The sequence below is a fragment of the Kitasatospora sp. NPDC034023 genome, from assembly GCF_055575795.1.
The window spans coordinates 101,889-115,864 of the sequence record NZ_JBVIRY010000026.1 but is presented as its reverse complement, the minus strand read 5'-3'; the positions used below and the strand labels follow the sequence as shown (position 1 = coordinate 115,864).

The following is a 13,976-nucleotide window of genomic DNA, read 5'->3' as shown; positions in this document are numbered from 1 at the left end:
GGGGACGCGGGTCGGCGGTGCAAATCGCCGACCCGCGTTCGCTTGTACGACAGATCCCTTTGGCCGGGTGCACGCCGGACCCGGACAGAACACTGGCATGCGTGTCGTCATCGTCACCGAATCCTTCCCGCCCGAGGTCAACGGGGTCGCCCACAGCGTGCTGCGGACGGCCGAGCATCTGGTCCGCCGGGGCCATCAGCCCCTTGTCGTCACCCCCGCGCCGGCGCGGGGCGCGGAGTGCCCGCCGGAGTCCTTCGGGAGTGCCGAGGCGGCGGAGATCCCCGTGGTGCGCATTCCGTCGATGCCGCTGCCGGGGTATCCGCAGGTGCGGATCGCGTTGCCGAGCCGACAGCTGGCGGCGGCGGTCGCGGGGCACCGGCCGGACATCGTGCACCTGGCCAGTCCGTTCGTGCTCGGGGCGCGCGGGGGGCAGGTGGCGGCGCGGCTCGGGGTGCCCGCCGTGGCCGTGTACCAGACGGACCTCGCCGGGTACGCGCACGCCTACCGGGCCGGGCGGGGGCTCGGGGAGGCCGCCGCGTGGCGGCGGATCCGGGCCGTGCACCGGGCGGCCGCCCGTACGCTGGCGCCCTCCACCCCGGCCGCGCAGGACCTCACGGCGCACGGGGTGCCCCGGGTGCAGCTGTGGCCGCGCGGGGTGGACTCGGCGCGGTTCCATCCCCGGCACCGGGACGAGGCGCTGCACCGGGCGCTCGCGCCGGGTGGGGAGGTGCTGGTCGGGTACGTCGGCCGGCTGGCGCCGGAGAAGCGGGTCGACCTGCTGGCCGCGGCGTCGGCGCTGCCCGGGGTACGGGTGGTGATCGTCGGGGACGGGCCGTCCGCCCCCGGGCTGAAGGCCTCGATGCCCGGCGCGGTGTTCCTGGGCCGCCGGACGGGTGAGGAACTGGCGCGCTGCTTCGCGACGCTGGACGTGTTCGTGCACACCGGCCCGCTGGAGACCTTCTGTCAGACCATCCAGGAGGCGATGGCGAGCGGGGTACCGGTGATCGGCCCGGCGGCGGGCGGCCCGCTGGACCTGGTGGCGCACCACCGCACCGGCCTGCTGGTACCGCCCCGGGACGGCGCAGCGGTGGCCCGGGCGGTGACCGAGCTGGCCGCCGACCCGGCGCGGCGGGCCTCGTACGGGCAGGCGGGGCGGGCGGAAGTGACCGCGCGCACCTGGGAGGCGGTCGGGGACCTGCTGCTGCGGCACTACACCGAGGTGCTGGCGGAGCACCGGGGGGCGCCGGCGGAGCACCGGGGCGTACCGGCGGAGCACCGGGGCGTACCGGCGGGGTCCCTCGCGCCGGAGCCGGTCGCACCGGCCGTGAAGAAGTCAGCGGCGGCGAAGGACTCGGCTGCCCCGCAGGACTCGGCGGCTGCGGACACCATGCCGGAGGAGCTGCCGGCATGAGCTCCGCCCAGAACGGCGAGGCGCTGACGATCGTACGGCTCGCCAACTTCGTCACCCCGGTCTCCGGCGGGCTGCGCACCGCGCTGCGGCACCTGGGCGCCGGGTACCGGGCGGCCGGGCACCGGCCGGTGCTGATCGTGCCCGGGGAGCGGCGCTCCGAGGAGGAGACCGAACAGGGCCTGGTGGTCACCCTGCCGGGGCCGGTGCTGCCGGCCAGTGGCGGCTACCGGCTGCTCACCGACCGCCGGGCGGTGGCCGCCGAGCTGACCCGGATCTCGCCCGACCGACTGGAGGTGTCCGACCGCACCACGCTGCGCTGGACCGGCGCCTGGGCGCGGCGGCACGGGGTGCGCTCGGTGATGGTGTCGCACGAGAGCGCCACCGGGGTGCTGCGCACCTGGGGCGTGCCCGGGCCGCTGGCGAGCGCGGCCGCCGACCGGCTCAACGCGGCGACCGCCCGTGGGTACGACTCGGTGGTGTGCACCACCGACTGGGCGGCGGCGGAATTCCGGCGAATCGGCACGCCGAACCTGGCCCGGGCGCCGCTGGGAGTGGATCTGGAGGCGATGCGGCCGCTGCCGCAGGCCGAACGGGCGGTCGAGCGGGCCCGGTACGCCGCGCCGCAGGAGGTGCTGCTGGTGCTCTGCTCGCGGCTCTCGGCGGAGAAGCGGCCCGAGCGGGCGGTCGAGGCGCTGGCCGCGCTGCGGGCGCGACGGGTGCCCGCCGTCCTGGCGGTGGCCGGGACCGGCCCGCTACGGGGACGCCTGGCGGACCGGGCCGCGCGGCTGGGACTCCCGGTGCGCTTCCTCGGGCACCTGAACGGGCGCGCGGCACTGGCCCGGCTACTGGGCTGCGCGGACGTGGTGCTCGCACCCGGGCCGGTGGAGACCTTCGGGCTCGCCGCCATGGAGGCCCTGGCCTGCGGGACACCGGTCGCGGTGAGCCGCTCCTCCGCGCTGCCCGGACTGGTCGGGCTCGCCGGGGTGGCGGCCACCGACACCGGAGGCGGATTCGCCACCGCGGTACGCCAGTTGCTGGACCGGCCGGAAAGCGTACGGCGGGCGGCCGCCCGGACCCAGGCTGAGCGGTACGGCTGGCCCGCGGCGGTGGCCGCGTTCCTGGCGGCGCACGGCGTGCGGAACGGCGGCACGATGGAGGGGGGTTGGGATGAGCATGCTCGGCACCGGCCCTGACCGGGTGGCGGAAGAACGGTCACCGGCGGGCGAGCTGGCGCGGTTCGTCGCGCTCGGGGACTCGCTGACGGAAGGGGTCGGGGACGCGGTGGGCGAAGGGTGGCGCGGCTGGGCCGCCGTCCTGGCACGCTCACTGGCACCCGAGGGCAGGGACGTCGACTTCACCAATCTGGCCCACAGCGGTGCGCTCACCACTGACTTGACGGACCGTCAACTACCGGCCGCGCTGATCCTGCGACCCCAGCTGGCGGCCGTGCTGGTCGGCGGCAACGACACCCTGCGGGCGGGCTTCGACATCCGGCGCACGACGCTCGAGCTGGACGCCACACTCGGTGAACTGTCCGGACACGGCGCCGTGTTGCTGACCGCCTGCCTGCCCGACCCCGGCACCCTGCTCCGCCTCCCGACGCCGCTCGCCCGCCCGCTCGCCCGACGGATGCGGGCCGTCAACACCGTGGTGCACGCCCTCACCACTCGCCACCGGGCAGTGCACCTGCACCTCGCCGAGCTGCCGTGGCTGGAGGAGCGGCGCCTGCTGAGCGTGGACCGCCTGCACCCCAGCGCCGAGGGCCACCATCTGATCGCCCGCCGGTTCCACGGGCTCCTCGCCGAGGCCGGACACCCCCTCGGACCGCCGCCCACCGCCACACCGGCCGAGCCCCCGCCGGGCCCGGCCGCCGACCTGTGGTGGATGGCCACCCAGGGCACCCGCTGGGTCGCCGCCCGCAGCACCGACCTGCTGCCCGGACTGCTGGCGCTCGCCGCAGCCGAGACCGCCGCCCGCCTGCGCGGCGCGAGCGGCCGGCACGACGAGCAGATGGCGCGGGCGACGGCGCAGGCGCTGGCGTCCCTGGGGTGACGGGCGGACTGGCGGGCAGACGGGGCGGGCGGACGGGCGGGCCGGCGGACGGGGCGGGGCCCCGTGGTGATCGGCCCGGCGGTGATCGGCACGGCGGCCCGGGGGGAACCATGGAGGTGGCCCGAGTTGTCGTAACCGGGGAGATCATGACGGAGGGAGTCGGGGTGGCGAACGCGGACACGGATGGTCGGGGGATCCTGGCGGCAGCCGGGGTGCTGTTCCCGGACCGGGACGGGCGGCTGCTGGTCGTACGGCTGCCGTACGACGGTAAGCACCCGGTGGCGATTCCCGGCGGCGGGTGGGAGCCGACGGACCGCTCACCCCGGGACACCGCGCTGCGCGAGATCGCCGAGGAACTCGGTTTCACGCCCCGCCTGGGGCCGCTGGCCTGCGTCGACTGGGTACTCCGCCACGGCCGTCCGCCGATCGTGGCGTACCTGTACTGGGCCGAGCCGTTGACGGAGCGACAGGCCGCGGCGATCCGGCCGGACGCGGCCGAGGTCGGCGGGTGGACGTGGCTGACCACCGAACGGGCGGGTCAGGCGCTGCCGCCCCTGCTGTCCCGCCGGGTGACGGCCTGCCTACGGGCACCGCGCACGACCGGGCCGCTGGAGCTGGAGGACAGCCGGCCGGTCGGACACACGCTGCGGGAGCTGCCCGCCGACGGGCCGGTACCCGAGTACCTCGGCCTGGCCGCCGCCCCCGGACTGCACCCGGAGGTCGAGCAGCGGCCCGAGCCGCCGCTCGACCCGCAGACCTACTACGCCACCCGGCCGCGGATCCGGGCGAAGGCTCGGGCGCTGTTCACCGACGCCGCCGGGCGGGTACTGCTGGTGCGGCTGCGGCCGTGGGACGGGCCGCGCGGACAGGAGCCGTACTGGACGCTGCCGGGCGGCGGGGTCGAGGCGGACCGGGAGACGCCCCGGGCGGGCGCCCGCCGGGAGATCCGCGAGGAGCTGGGGTGGGAGGTCGAACCCGGGCCGCTGCTGGCACTGGACTGGCAGCCCGGAGCGGCCGCCGACCCCGGGGCGGACCCGGCGACTGGCCGGGACACCGCCGTGCTGGTGTACGTCTACGACGGGGGCGCGGTGACCGACGGGATGCTCGATTCGATCGTGCTGCAGGAGGCGGAGCTGGTGGAGTGGCGGCTCTGCGGTCCGGCCGAGGCACGGGCCCTGCTGAGCGGACCGTCCTGGGACCGTACGGCCGGGGCCCTGGCCGCCCGGGAGGGGACGGGCGGACCGGTCGAGCTGGTGCGCGGCCGGGCCGCCGGATAGCGGGCAGACGGGCAGCGGGCAGACGGGCAGCGGGCAGCGAGCGGCCGGCGGGCTGCGGGCGGCCGGCCGTCCGGGCTGCTGGATGGCGGACGGGCAGGTGCCTGGGCTGCGACCCGGTCGGGACAAGATCGGTTGGGACAGGCCGGTTGGGACAGGCCGGTTGGGACAGACTGGGGGTATGCAGAACGCGATCACGGAGGTGCTGGCCGGCCGTCGGGTGGAGTCGGTCAGCGGGGGCGGGCGGCTGAACCTGCTGCTGGACGGCGAGGTGACCGTCCGGGTGGCGCACGAATTCCGCTTCGCGGCGCCGTCGTTCGCCGCGCCGGAGGAGGTCGGGCACTACTTCCCGGCACTGACCTTCCAGCCGAGCACCGCGCTACTGGCACTGGTCGGGCGGACCGTCGACTCCGCCCGGATCACCCTGGCCGGCGGACTCGAGCTGGGCTTCGCCGGGGGCGGTGCGCTGTCCGTCCCACCGCACGCGCAGCTGGCGCCATGGAGCGTGCTGACCGCCGGGGGTGTGGCGTGTGCGGCACTGCCGGGCGGCGAGGTCCGATGGACCGGGCCGCCCGCGACGCAGGGGACCCAGGGGACACGGGGGACGGAGCCCGGCGGGGCCTGAGCCGCCGCCGGGGACTCCTCCGGTGCCCGGTGGGTGTCAGACCTCGAGGTCGGCCTCGATCTTGACGAGCTGGTGGCGGGCCATGGCCAGGTTGGCGCGGGCCTTGTCCAGGGCGAGGTAGAGGAACAGGCCCTTGCCGGTGCGGCCGGTGAGCGGACGGATCAGGTGGTACTGGCTGGACAGGGTGATCAGGATGTCCTCGATCCCGTCCTGCAGCCCGAGCATGTCCATGGTGCGCATCTTGGCGCGGACCACGTCGGTGTTTCCGGCCGCGGCCACGTTGAGGTCCAGGCCGCCGGGGCCGTCGAGGGTGGCGAGCGCCATGCCGCTGTTGTAGTCGACCAGGGCGGCGCCGATGGCGCCCTCGATGCTGGTCATGGCCTGCTTGAGCGCGCCGGCTGCGTCGGTCATCTGGGTAACTCCCTTTCGGTGGCTGGGCTGTGGGGTGGTGAAGTCGTGAGGTCGGGGGGTGGCGAGGTGGTGGCGTGGGCGGTTCGGGTCAGCCCGCGTCGCGCGGGTCCTTGGGCAGGAGGGTGTCGTTGAGCAGCCCGGCGATGCGCTGGGCGCTGCGACGGGCCTCCAGGTGGAGGCGGCCGACATTGACGTCCGGGTGCGCCAGCAGGGTCAGCACGCAGCTGCCGCCGGCCGCGTAGGTGGCCACGTAGCCGTACTCGCCACGCACCAGCGACTCCCGGAACTCGCCCTGGCCGGTGGTGTCGGCGAGCCGTTGGGCCAGCGAGAGCGAGGCCGCCGTCATCGCGGCCAGGCCGGAGGGTTCGACCCCATGGGTGTCGTGCGCGACGAGCAGGCCGTCCACGCTGGCCACCAGGCCGCCCGCGAGGTGCGGGACGCGGTGCTTGCAGGCACGCAGTTCGGCGAGCAGCTCGGTCTCCAAGGCGATCAGTTGTCTCCTTCCGACACGCTGCTTGAGCGCCCGCCTCATGGCCGGAACGACGGGGTCGCGGGCGGGGAGTGGGTCAAAGTCGGGCCTCCAGAAGGTCTCGGACCCGGGTCAGCAGCGCGATGTCCGGGTCGGGGACGGTCAGCGGGTGGGCCGCTGCCGGGGTGGGCTGGCGTTCGGGGCGGGCGTGAGCGGCGATCGGAGCGATCGGGGCGACGACCTGGGCGGCGAACGGAGGGCCGGTCGGCACGGCGGACGGAGTGCCGACCTGGGCTGCGTCGGCGGCTGGAGCACCGGTCGCCGTGACACCGCGCAGGGTGGCGCCGGGGATCCGGCGGTGCAGGCCGCCGGGCGGCCTCCCGCTCGTGGCGGCAGGGCCCGCAGCCGGCGGCGCGGTGGCATGCGGTACGACGGCCGGCGGCGCACTGGTGTGCGGTGGTGCGGCAGGCCCCAGTGCGTCGAGCAGTCCGGCGGCGGCCAGGCGGCGGATGTCCGCCGTGACACCGAAGCCGGAGCGGCCGAGCAGGCGGGCCAGGTCCGCCGGGGTTCTTCGACCGTCGGCGTGGTCGAGCAGCTCGCGGCTCCGACGGCCGGGCGGGCGGTGGGACGGTCGGCGGTTGTGCTCGACCGGGCGGACCGGCGCGGTGTCGAGCTGCGCCCAGGGCCAGATCCGGTCGAGGAGCCGGCGTCGGCGTTCGACCTCGCGGCGGAGCCGGTCCGGATCGACCGTCGCGACCGTTCCGAGCCAGTGCCGGGCGTCGGACTCGAACCGCCACAGGCCGCCGCCCGGATCGGCGAGGACGAAGAAGGCGGCGTCGAACAGCGTTCCCAGGTGGCCGAGTTCGAGCTCTCCCCGGGTGAGCAGCCGGCGTTCGACCAGCACGTCCCCGACCCGTGCCCGCGGGCCGTGGACGTGGAGGAGCTCCGCCCAGCCCTCGGGGGTGATCCGGCCGCAGCCGGTGAGCAGGTCGGCCAGACCGGGCGCCCGGGGGGACTCGGCGCCGACCACCTGGCCGTCGACGAGGTGGAGGGTGCCGAGCGGGCCGTGCAGGGTGCCAGTGGCGCGGCGGTCGGCGAGCAGGGCGAGCGCCTCGCCCGGGGTCGTCGGCGCGGCGCACTCCGGGGGCGGGGCGGTGCCGGTGGCGGCGGTCACGCGGTCCACCGCCGGGAGACGGCTCCGGGAACGGCTCCGGGCACAGCCCTGGGGGCGGCTCCGGGGGTGGCAGAAGGGCGGGCCGGCGGCCGAAATGCGACGGGCGGCCGGCGCGGATCGGGTGTCACGGACGTCGAGTTCACCCCAGCACCAGTTCCTCGGCCAGCGCCTGGAGGCGGAAGCGGGCGACGGCGAGGTTGCCCTCCGTACGGTCCAGCCAGAGGTGCAGGACGAGCCGGCTGTCGAAGACCGTGTCGATGAAGCGGATCAGGTGGTAGCTGCGGCCGGCCGTGACGATGATGTCCTCCAGCGGGGATCGCCGGTCCTCCGCCACCGTGAAGGTCTGGCTCTCAACAGCCGCTCGCACGAGGTCCGTTGCCTCGGCGGCGGAGGTCTCGTGTTCGCCCGTCGGGCTGCCTCCGAGGCTGCCGAGGGCGAGCCCGCTACTCCAGTCGACGAGGCTCGCGGCGCGTGCTCCGGCGATCGCCATCGCTCCGGATAGGCATTCGTCGATACCCGGCACACCGGCTCCTTCGCGGGGTCTGGGCGGCCGGGCGCTGCGCGGCACCGGCCGGATCGCCACCAGCAGTGGCAGGTTCGACACGGAAGGCTACTGCCGGATTCCGTATGACGAACATTCCAATGGCATATTCACATCATTAGCGGCCAGTTCCGGCCAAGGTATGACGATGCGTCAGACCTGCCCGATGGGCAAACCCGCTGGCCGGTCGATCGTTCGGAAGCGGCATTCCTCGGCCACCTGGCACGGGACCTTGGCCGATACCAGGCCGCCACGGAGGGTTTCGAGCCCCGAAGTGCGATAAAGGGACATCCACGCGAGAAGCGAACACATGCGGCCCCGGCCATGAGGAACGCTCATGGCGAAGGTGATGAGAAACGCTCATGGCGAGAGTCATGAGGAACGCTCATGGCGGCGGTCATGAGTGCCGCACATGACGAAGGGGCCCGTTCCGTTGGACGGAACGGGCCCCTTCGGGTGGAGCGCCAGGCCCGGGTTGCACGGACTCTTCCTACTGAAAGTAGGACGTGCTCTGGTAGCACCGCTGACGCCTGCTCGAGAGTTTCGCTCTCCGGAAGATCACTTCCTCTCGACGAGAAGAACAGTAGCAGGTCATCACGCCTGGTCAGAAATCGTGCATCCCGGTTCGGGCCTGGCCGACCGCCTCGGCGAGCAGGCGGTAGGAGTCGAGCAGCGCGGTGCGGTCGTAGGTACTGGTGGTGACCAGGAACTCGTCCGCGCCGCTGCGCTCCACCAGCGCGGCCAGTTCGGCGGCGGCCTGCTCCGGAGTGCCCGCGATGTGACCCTTGAGTGACTGCTCGTACGCGGCGCGCTCCCGCGCCGTCATCGACCGGGCGCGGATCTCGTCGGCGGGGGCCAGCGGCGGGAACTCGCCGTGGGTGCGGGAGTACGCGCCGGACCAGGCCTCCGGGACCAACAGCTCGTGGGCCCGCTCGGCGGTTTCGGCGACCGCGACCGTCCCCGCGACCACCACGTACGGCTCGGCGGCCCGTGCGGAGGGGCGGAACCGGGCACGGTAGCGGTCGATCGCCGCGAGCATCCGGTCGTCCCCGCGCGCGGCAGCGATGACCAGCGGCAGCCCGGCGTCGGCGGCCAGGTCGGCGCCCGCGCCGGTGGCCAGCACGAAGGCCGGCACGTGCAGGCCCTCGGCGGGCCGGGCGTGGACATCGCGGTGCACCTGCTGTGAGCCGTCGAAGTAGCCGAGCAGCTCGGCCAGCTGGGCGCCGAAGTCGTCCGCCGCGTCCTTCTCCCGCCCGAGCGCCCGCCGGACACCGTCGGTGAACCCCACCGAGCGGCCGAGGCCCATGTCGATCCGGCCGGGGAACAGCGCGGCGAGCACCCCGAACTGCTCGGCCACCACCATGGGCCGGTGGTTCGGCAGCATCACCCCGCCGGTGCCGACCCGGATCCGCGAGGTGGCCGACGCCACCGCCGCGGCGAGCACGGTAGGCGCCGAACCGGCCACCCCCGGCACCCCGTGGTGCTCGGAGACCCAGAACCGGTGGTATCCGAGCCGCTCGGCCTCGCGGGCGAAGTCCACCGTGTCCCGCAGCGCCCTGGCCGACTCCTCGCCCTGTCGGGTGCGGGAGCGGTCGAGCACGGAGAGCCTGACGGCGGGCGTAGCGCTGGTCACATGGCTGGACAACGCGCGCCCACCTGGCGGGCATTCCCGCCGGGCCGGGCCCCGGAGCCCGGAGCCCGGAGTCGGCGGCCCGTGGCTCAGGCGACCCGTCGGCCCGCGACTCAGGCGCCCGCCCCCGGTATTCGGCCCTGACGCGCACCCGCGGCGGCGACGCGACGGCGACCCCAGGGCTTGTACACCGACAGGATGACGTTCACCAGGTAGAGCGACAGGGCGACCGCCGGGACGATCACCGTGTTGTAGCGGACGAAGCCGAGCGCCGCCGCCGGGATCGGGCCGTACGGGTGCGCGTCCACCACGCGCACCGCATCGTGCAGCCGGGCGGTGAGGGCGAAGACCGAGGCCGCCATCGCCGCGAGCGTCAGCCAGAACTTGGTGCTCACCCAGTAGTAGCGGAACAGGCCCCAGGACGTGCCGAGCCCGAGCGCCACCCCGCTCAGGAAGGTGAGCAGGCTGAGCGGCAGCACCAGCGCGTCGCCGAGCATGCCCATCGCCCGGTAGGCGGTGCGCAGTCGGTCGGCGTCCCCGGTCGTCAGCGCCGTCACCGCCAGGGTGAGCAGGCAGAGCATCAGTGCCAGCCAGCTCACCGAGGCGACGACGTGCAGGACCACCAGAGGCTTGCGCGCCCTCGGTGGCAGTCGGCGATCCGCCGATCGCCGCCTGCCACCGGGGACCGGTTCGGGCGTCGCGACAGCTCCGACGACCCGGTTGGATCCGGCGGCCCCGCCGCCGGATGCTCCGCCGGCGCCGTTGACTCCGCTGGACGAGCGCACGGATACCTCCTTCGAGTCTGGCCACGCGAACGGCCCCAGACTCTCCCGCCCGCCCCTCATCGGGCATCTGACGACGGAAGTAACCTCGGCTACTCCCGGGCGAGTACGCTCCCTCGTCCGGACGCGCCGACACACCTTCCCCAGGAGTACCACCCCCGGAGAACCGCGTCGCTCAGTCGGTCACCGCGAAGCCCTGCGCCGCGCCCAGCCGGTGGAGCGAGGCCTGTCCGGGAATGCCGTCCGCCGCGCCCGCCTCGTACCCGCAGCGCCGCTGCCAGGCCGCGTACGCGGTGACCGTACGGCTGCCGAACGAGCCGTCCGCCCAGCGCTGTTCGAGCAGTCCCTCGTCCACCAGCGCCTGCTCCACGATCGCCACCTCGGCCCCGTACGTCCGGTGGCCCTGCTCGGCGCCCGGGTCGGTCCGCGCGGCGGAGACCACGTGGGCGACCGACACCGACCGCTGCCCGGGGATGTAGCCGAGCAGCCGGTTCAGCGAGCCCTCGCCGGGGACGCCGTCCGCCGCCTGGCCGGAGTAGCCCAGACTCACCTGGTAGTCCGCGTAGTTCTCGGTGTCCGCGTCCGTCCAGGTCGGCCCGGGGCCGGAGTGGTAGTGGGCGCCGAAGCCGCGCGAGACGAGCGCCCGCCCGACCGCCGTCACCTGGTAGCCCTGGGCGCCGTAGCCGTACGGCAGGCCGTTGATGGAGACCTGGTAGCGGGCCGGGGGCACCGGGTGCTGCTGCGAGGGCGGGGTGTCCGGGGAGCCGGGGCCGGCCGTGAGGTCGGGCCAGGATCCGGGGTCGGTGTGGTCGTTGAACGGTACGTGGGCGTGCGCGTACCAGCCGCCGCAGGTCTCCCACACGTGCTCGTCGCGGTGGCCGGAGAAGTCGACCGGGCGTCCCATCGGCCACGCGTCGGGGACGCCCCAGGAGGCGATCCAGGCGTGGATCCGGTCCCAGCCCGCGCACGGGGTGTCGACCAGCCGCGGGTAGACCTTTCCGCCGTAGCGGCAGTAGGGGAAGAACACCGCCTCGATCTGGATCACCACGCGGCCGGCCCGGTTGGTGCGGGTCGGGCTCCCGGTCGGGCTGAGCAGGCTCTTCGAGCGGGAGTCGGCGGGGAACAGCTGCGCCGTCCGGCCGCTGAACGGGTCCCAGACCAGGTGCGGCGCGTCGCCGGCGCCGCTGCCGGTGAAGTAGTTCACCAGGTCCTCGTAGGAGCACCAGTCCTGCGGCGCGGCGGCGGTCGCGTTGCGGTCCCAGGTGATGTGCGCGATGGCCTTCGGCGGGTACTGCTGGTCGGTCGGCGCGTGGTCGCCGAGGTCGTGGACCTCGGCACCGGGCAGCCACGGGTCGGGCATTGCGGTCTCCTCCCAACGGCATGAGGACATCGCTTCCGGTATCGGCACATCGGCGGTCCGGATTGACCCCGACGGCTCAATACGCGGCGTTGAACCGCCCACACTCGCCCGGCCGTTCGACTCGGCGAGTGGATTTCGCTCTCGCGTGCGAGCCGCGGGCCCGGACACGCTGCCGGGCCCGCGGCCGCGCGAGGAGGGCGCGTTCCACCCCGCCGAGGCCCGGCTGTCAAACGTTGACATCACAAATGGTCTAGTCCACGGTAGTCCGACGGACCGGTCGAAGCCCGCCCCAGGGCCTCCCTGTGCGCCCAACTCGCTGCCGTGACAACGAATCTGACGATCCGACGGAGACACCCGCGCCATGCAAAGAGTCTGCCTCGCCCTGCCCACCATGCGCCCCTGCGCCGCCACCATCGCGGACCTCGCCGAGGAGGCGGCCTACGCCGTCGCCACCTTCGACGTCGAGGTGCACCTGCTCATCCTCGACACCACCGACGCCGCCGGATTCGCGGAGAACGCGGGCGCCGTCAGCGCACTCGCACCCACCCCCGGCGTGGTCGTCCACCACCTCGGCGAGGCGCAGCAGCGGGAGTTCCTGCGCCGGGTGGCCGAGCGCTCCGGTGCCCCCGACCCGGAGCTGCTGCTCGACCTGATGCTCCCGCAGGCCGTCGCGTACGGTTCCTGCGTCAACCGGCTGTTCCTGGGCGCGGCCGCCCTGGGCTGCACCTCGGCGCACCTGCGCAACGACGACGCCGACTTCCAGGAGCTCGACGGCCGGAAGGTCTTCCCGATCCACCACGAGTTGCTCTCGATCGGCCGGCCGGCCGGCGAGGCGGCGGCCGGCGTGTCCCGCTCCGAACTCGACCCGGCCGACGCGGACAAGCCGGTGATGCTGGTCAGCGGCTCCTTCATCGGCGAACTCAACGTGGACATCAGCGAGATCCACGAGCTGGACCCGGCCGTCTACCGCGACGTGGTGCGCCTGTGGACCCCGCCGGTGTGGTCGGAGGAGGACCGGGACGCGATGGTGGACGTCTCCTTCAAGGGCGCCGGCGCCGAGCCGTTCGGCACCGACCACTCCGTCCTCGGCGTGCCCGACATCTGGGACGTCTACATGTGCAACATCGCCCTGGACCACCGGGCCTACGAGGTGCTGCCGCTGCTGCCCTCGATCGAGACCATCGGCAGCGACTACGCCCTGCTGCACGCCATGGTCCACTCCCGGCTGCCCGGCGTCACCCACAACCGCCACATCGTCAACTACTACACGTCCGAGCGCCGCACCGGCGCCGGCTTCGTCTCCTACCAGATGCGGTTCGTCAAGTTCCTGCTCTCGATGCTGTATCTGTACCCGGTCTACGGCGGGATGATCGACCTCGACCGCGGGATGCTGGACGAGCGGCACGGGCTGAAGGTCGAGCCGATCCTCGGCCTGGTGCGGGGCAGCGTCGACTGGGACCGGGCCGGGAACGAGCACTGCCTGGACGTCCTGGACCGGTCCTACCGCAAACTGGGCGGCAAGTACGCCGAGCTCGCGGACGTGGTGGCCGGGCGGCGCCGGCAGCTCCTGGACGAGGCACAGGAGGACGCCGAGCGGTGGGCGGTGCTGATGGAAGCCTGGGCGGCGCTGGTGGCCGCCGCCCGCGCGGAGGGCATCGGCGGCGGTGCAGAAGGGATCGGCGCCCGCGCGGAGGGCATCGGCGCCGGCGCGTAGGGGCCGGCCGAGTGAGCGAGGATCTCCGGATCCGGCTGCTGGCCGAGCCGGACTGGGACGCCGTGGTCGACCTGGAACACGCCGCCTACGCGGCCGACGGCCTGTCCGAGGGCCGGGAGGCGTTGCAGTCCCGGGCCCGCAGCTCGCCCGACACCTGCTTCGTGCTGGAGGAGCGCGGCGTCGTGCGCGGCTACCTGCTGAGCCTGCCGTACCCGCCGCTGCGCTGCCCGGACCTCCGCCGGTCGGAGGAGGCGGTGTACGAGTCGGGAAACCTGCACGTGCACGACCTGGTGATCGCCGAGGACCTGCGCGGGCGGGACGTCGCGCTGGGGTTCATGCGGCACTTCCGGGAGCAGGCGAGCGAGCAGGGGTTCGAGCGGATCTCGATGGTCGCGGTGCGCGGGGCGGACATCCTGCTGCGGCTGCTCGGCTACCGGGCGCACCGGGAGGTGGGGGTGCCGGCGAGCTACGGGCGGCGGGCGGTGTACATGTCCATGCCGGTGGCCTGAGCCCCCCGCCGGCCCCCGACGGCC

14 protein-coding genes are annotated in these 13,976 nt (G+C 74.4%); 7 read left to right on the top strand and 7 right to left on the bottom strand.

From position 1 onward, the window contains the following. Positions 1–97: 97 nt before the first annotated feature. The 5 genes from ACZ52R_RS29785 (at position 98) to ACZ52R_RS29765 (ending at position 5,362) form a co-directional block, all read left to right on the top strand. Complete coding sequence (locus ACZ52R_RS29785; protein WP_465664237.1) at positions 98–1,411, top strand: glycosyltransferase family 4 protein; 1,314 nt, start codon at positions 98–100, stop codon at positions 1,409–1,411. Continuing rightward, entirely contained in the window at positions 1,408–2,604 is a 1,197-nt protein-coding gene (locus tag ACZ52R_RS29780; protein WP_465754465.1) for a glycosyltransferase, read from the top strand. Before ACZ52R_RS29785 ends, ACZ52R_RS29780 begins: the two co-directional genes overlap by 4 nt. After that, positions 2,579–3,463 (top strand): SGNH/GDSL hydrolase family protein, encoded by an 885-nt coding sequence (locus ACZ52R_RS29775; RefSeq protein ID WP_465754464.1) that lies wholly within the window; start codon positions 2,579–2,581, stop codon positions 3,461–3,463. The genes ACZ52R_RS29780 and ACZ52R_RS29775 overlap by 26 nt, the downstream gene beginning before the upstream one ends. 146 nt (positions 3,464–3,609) lie before the next feature. Next, positions 3,610–4,740 carry an NUDIX domain-containing protein gene (locus tag ACZ52R_RS29770; protein WP_465754463.1) on the top strand — a complete coding sequence of 377 codons (1,131 nt, stop codon included), beginning with the start codon at positions 3,610–3,612 and terminating at the stop codon, positions 4,738–4,740. Positions 4,741–4,918: 178 nt separating this feature from the next. Further along, positions 4,919–5,362: a DUF6188 family protein gene (locus ACZ52R_RS29765; protein WP_465754462.1), complete on the top strand. Its 444-nt coding sequence runs from the start codon at positions 4,919–4,921 to the stop codon at positions 5,360–5,362. Positions 5,363–5,398: 36 nt separating this feature from the next. Here the strand turns inward: ACZ52R_RS29765 and ACZ52R_RS29760 are convergent, their stop codons facing one another. The 7 genes from ACZ52R_RS29760 to ACZ52R_RS29730 form a co-directional block, all read right to left on the bottom strand. After that, a complete protein-coding gene (locus ACZ52R_RS29760; protein ID WP_189917531.1) occupies positions 5,399–5,773 on the bottom strand; it encodes a hypothetical protein in 375 nt (124 codons plus the stop codon). Between the two features lie 88 nt (positions 5,774–5,861). Then, positions 5,862–6,257, bottom strand: coding sequence for a roadblock/LC7 domain-containing protein (locus ACZ52R_RS29755; RefSeq protein ID WP_360503266.1), 396 nt, complete (start codon positions 6,255–6,257; stop codon positions 5,862–5,864). Positions 6,258–6,339: 82 nt separating this feature from the next. Next, positions 6,340–7,416, bottom strand: coding sequence for a hypothetical protein (locus tag ACZ52R_RS29750; protein ID WP_465754461.1), 1,077 nt, complete (start codon positions 7,414–7,416; stop codon positions 6,340–6,342). 139 nt (positions 7,417–7,555) lie between these two features. Further along, on the bottom strand, positions 7,556–7,939 hold the full coding sequence (locus ACZ52R_RS29745; RefSeq protein WP_465664242.1) for a hypothetical protein: 384 nt from the start codon (positions 7,937–7,939) through the stop codon (positions 7,556–7,558). Positions 7,940–8,561: 622 nt separating this feature from the next. Then, the gene (locus ACZ52R_RS29740; protein ID WP_465754472.1) at positions 8,562–9,590 is read right to left on the bottom strand and encodes an MsnO8 family LLM class oxidoreductase; all 1,029 of its coding nucleotides are present in this window, start codon (positions 9,588–9,590) and stop codon (positions 8,562–8,564) included. A 110-nt stretch (positions 9,591–9,700) separates the two neighbouring features. Beyond that, on the bottom strand, positions 9,701–10,210 hold the full coding sequence (locus ACZ52R_RS29735; protein ID WP_465623374.1) for a DUF2269 domain-containing protein: 510 nt from the start codon (positions 10,208–10,210) through the stop codon (positions 9,701–9,703). Positions 10,211–10,544: 334 nt separating this feature from the next. Beyond that, positions 10,545–11,729 (bottom strand): peptidoglycan-binding protein, encoded by a 1,185-nt coding sequence (locus tag ACZ52R_RS29730; RefSeq protein ID WP_465754460.1) that lies wholly within the window; start codon positions 11,727–11,729, stop codon positions 10,545–10,547. A 361-nt stretch (positions 11,730–12,090) separates the two neighbouring features. On the opposite strand from ACZ52R_RS29730, the gene ACZ52R_RS29725 reads away from it, so the two are divergent. Beyond that, positions 12,091–13,443, top strand: a complete 1,353-nt coding sequence (locus ACZ52R_RS29725; RefSeq protein ID WP_465754459.1) for a DUF6271 family protein — start codon at positions 12,091–12,093, stop codon at positions 13,441–13,443. 11 nt (positions 13,444–13,454) lie between these two features. Next, entirely contained in the window at positions 13,455–13,952 is a 498-nt protein-coding gene (locus ACZ52R_RS29720) for a GNAT family N-acetyltransferase (protein WP_465623369.1), read from the top strand. Positions 13,953–13,976: the final 24 nt, after the last annotated feature.

Excerpts from the sequence above, each read along its gene's own strand:
- ACZ52R_RS29775 (WP_465754464.1), top strand. The coding sequence starts at position 2,579 with ATGAGCATGCTCGGCACCGGCCCTGACCGGGTGGCGGAAGAACGGTCA.
- ACZ52R_RS29760 (WP_189917531.1), bottom strand. The coding sequence starts at position 5,773 with ATGACCGACGCAGCCGGCGCGCTCAAGCAGGCCATGACCAGCATCGAG.
- ACZ52R_RS29785 (WP_465664237.1), top strand. The coding sequence starts at position 98 with ATGCGTGTCGTCATCGTCACCGAATCCTTCCCGCCCGAGGTCAACGGG.
- ACZ52R_RS29770 (WP_465754463.1), top strand. The coding sequence starts at position 3,610 with ATGACGGAGGGAGTCGGGGTGGCGAACGCGGACACGGATGGTCGGGGG.
- ACZ52R_RS29765 (WP_465754462.1), top strand. The coding sequence starts at position 4,919 with ATGCAGAACGCGATCACGGAGGTGCTGGCCGGCCGTCGGGTGGAGTCG.
- ACZ52R_RS29780 (WP_465754465.1), top strand. The coding sequence starts at position 1,408 with ATGAGCTCCGCCCAGAACGGCGAGGCGCTGACGATCGTACGGCTCGCC.
- ACZ52R_RS29725 (WP_465754459.1), top strand. The coding sequence starts at position 12,091 with ATGCAAAGAGTCTGCCTCGCCCTGCCCACCATGCGCCCCTGCGCCGCC.
- ACZ52R_RS29730 (WP_465754460.1), bottom strand. The coding sequence starts at position 11,729 with ATGCCCGACCCGTGGCTGCCCGGTGCCGAGGTCCACGACCTCGGCGAC.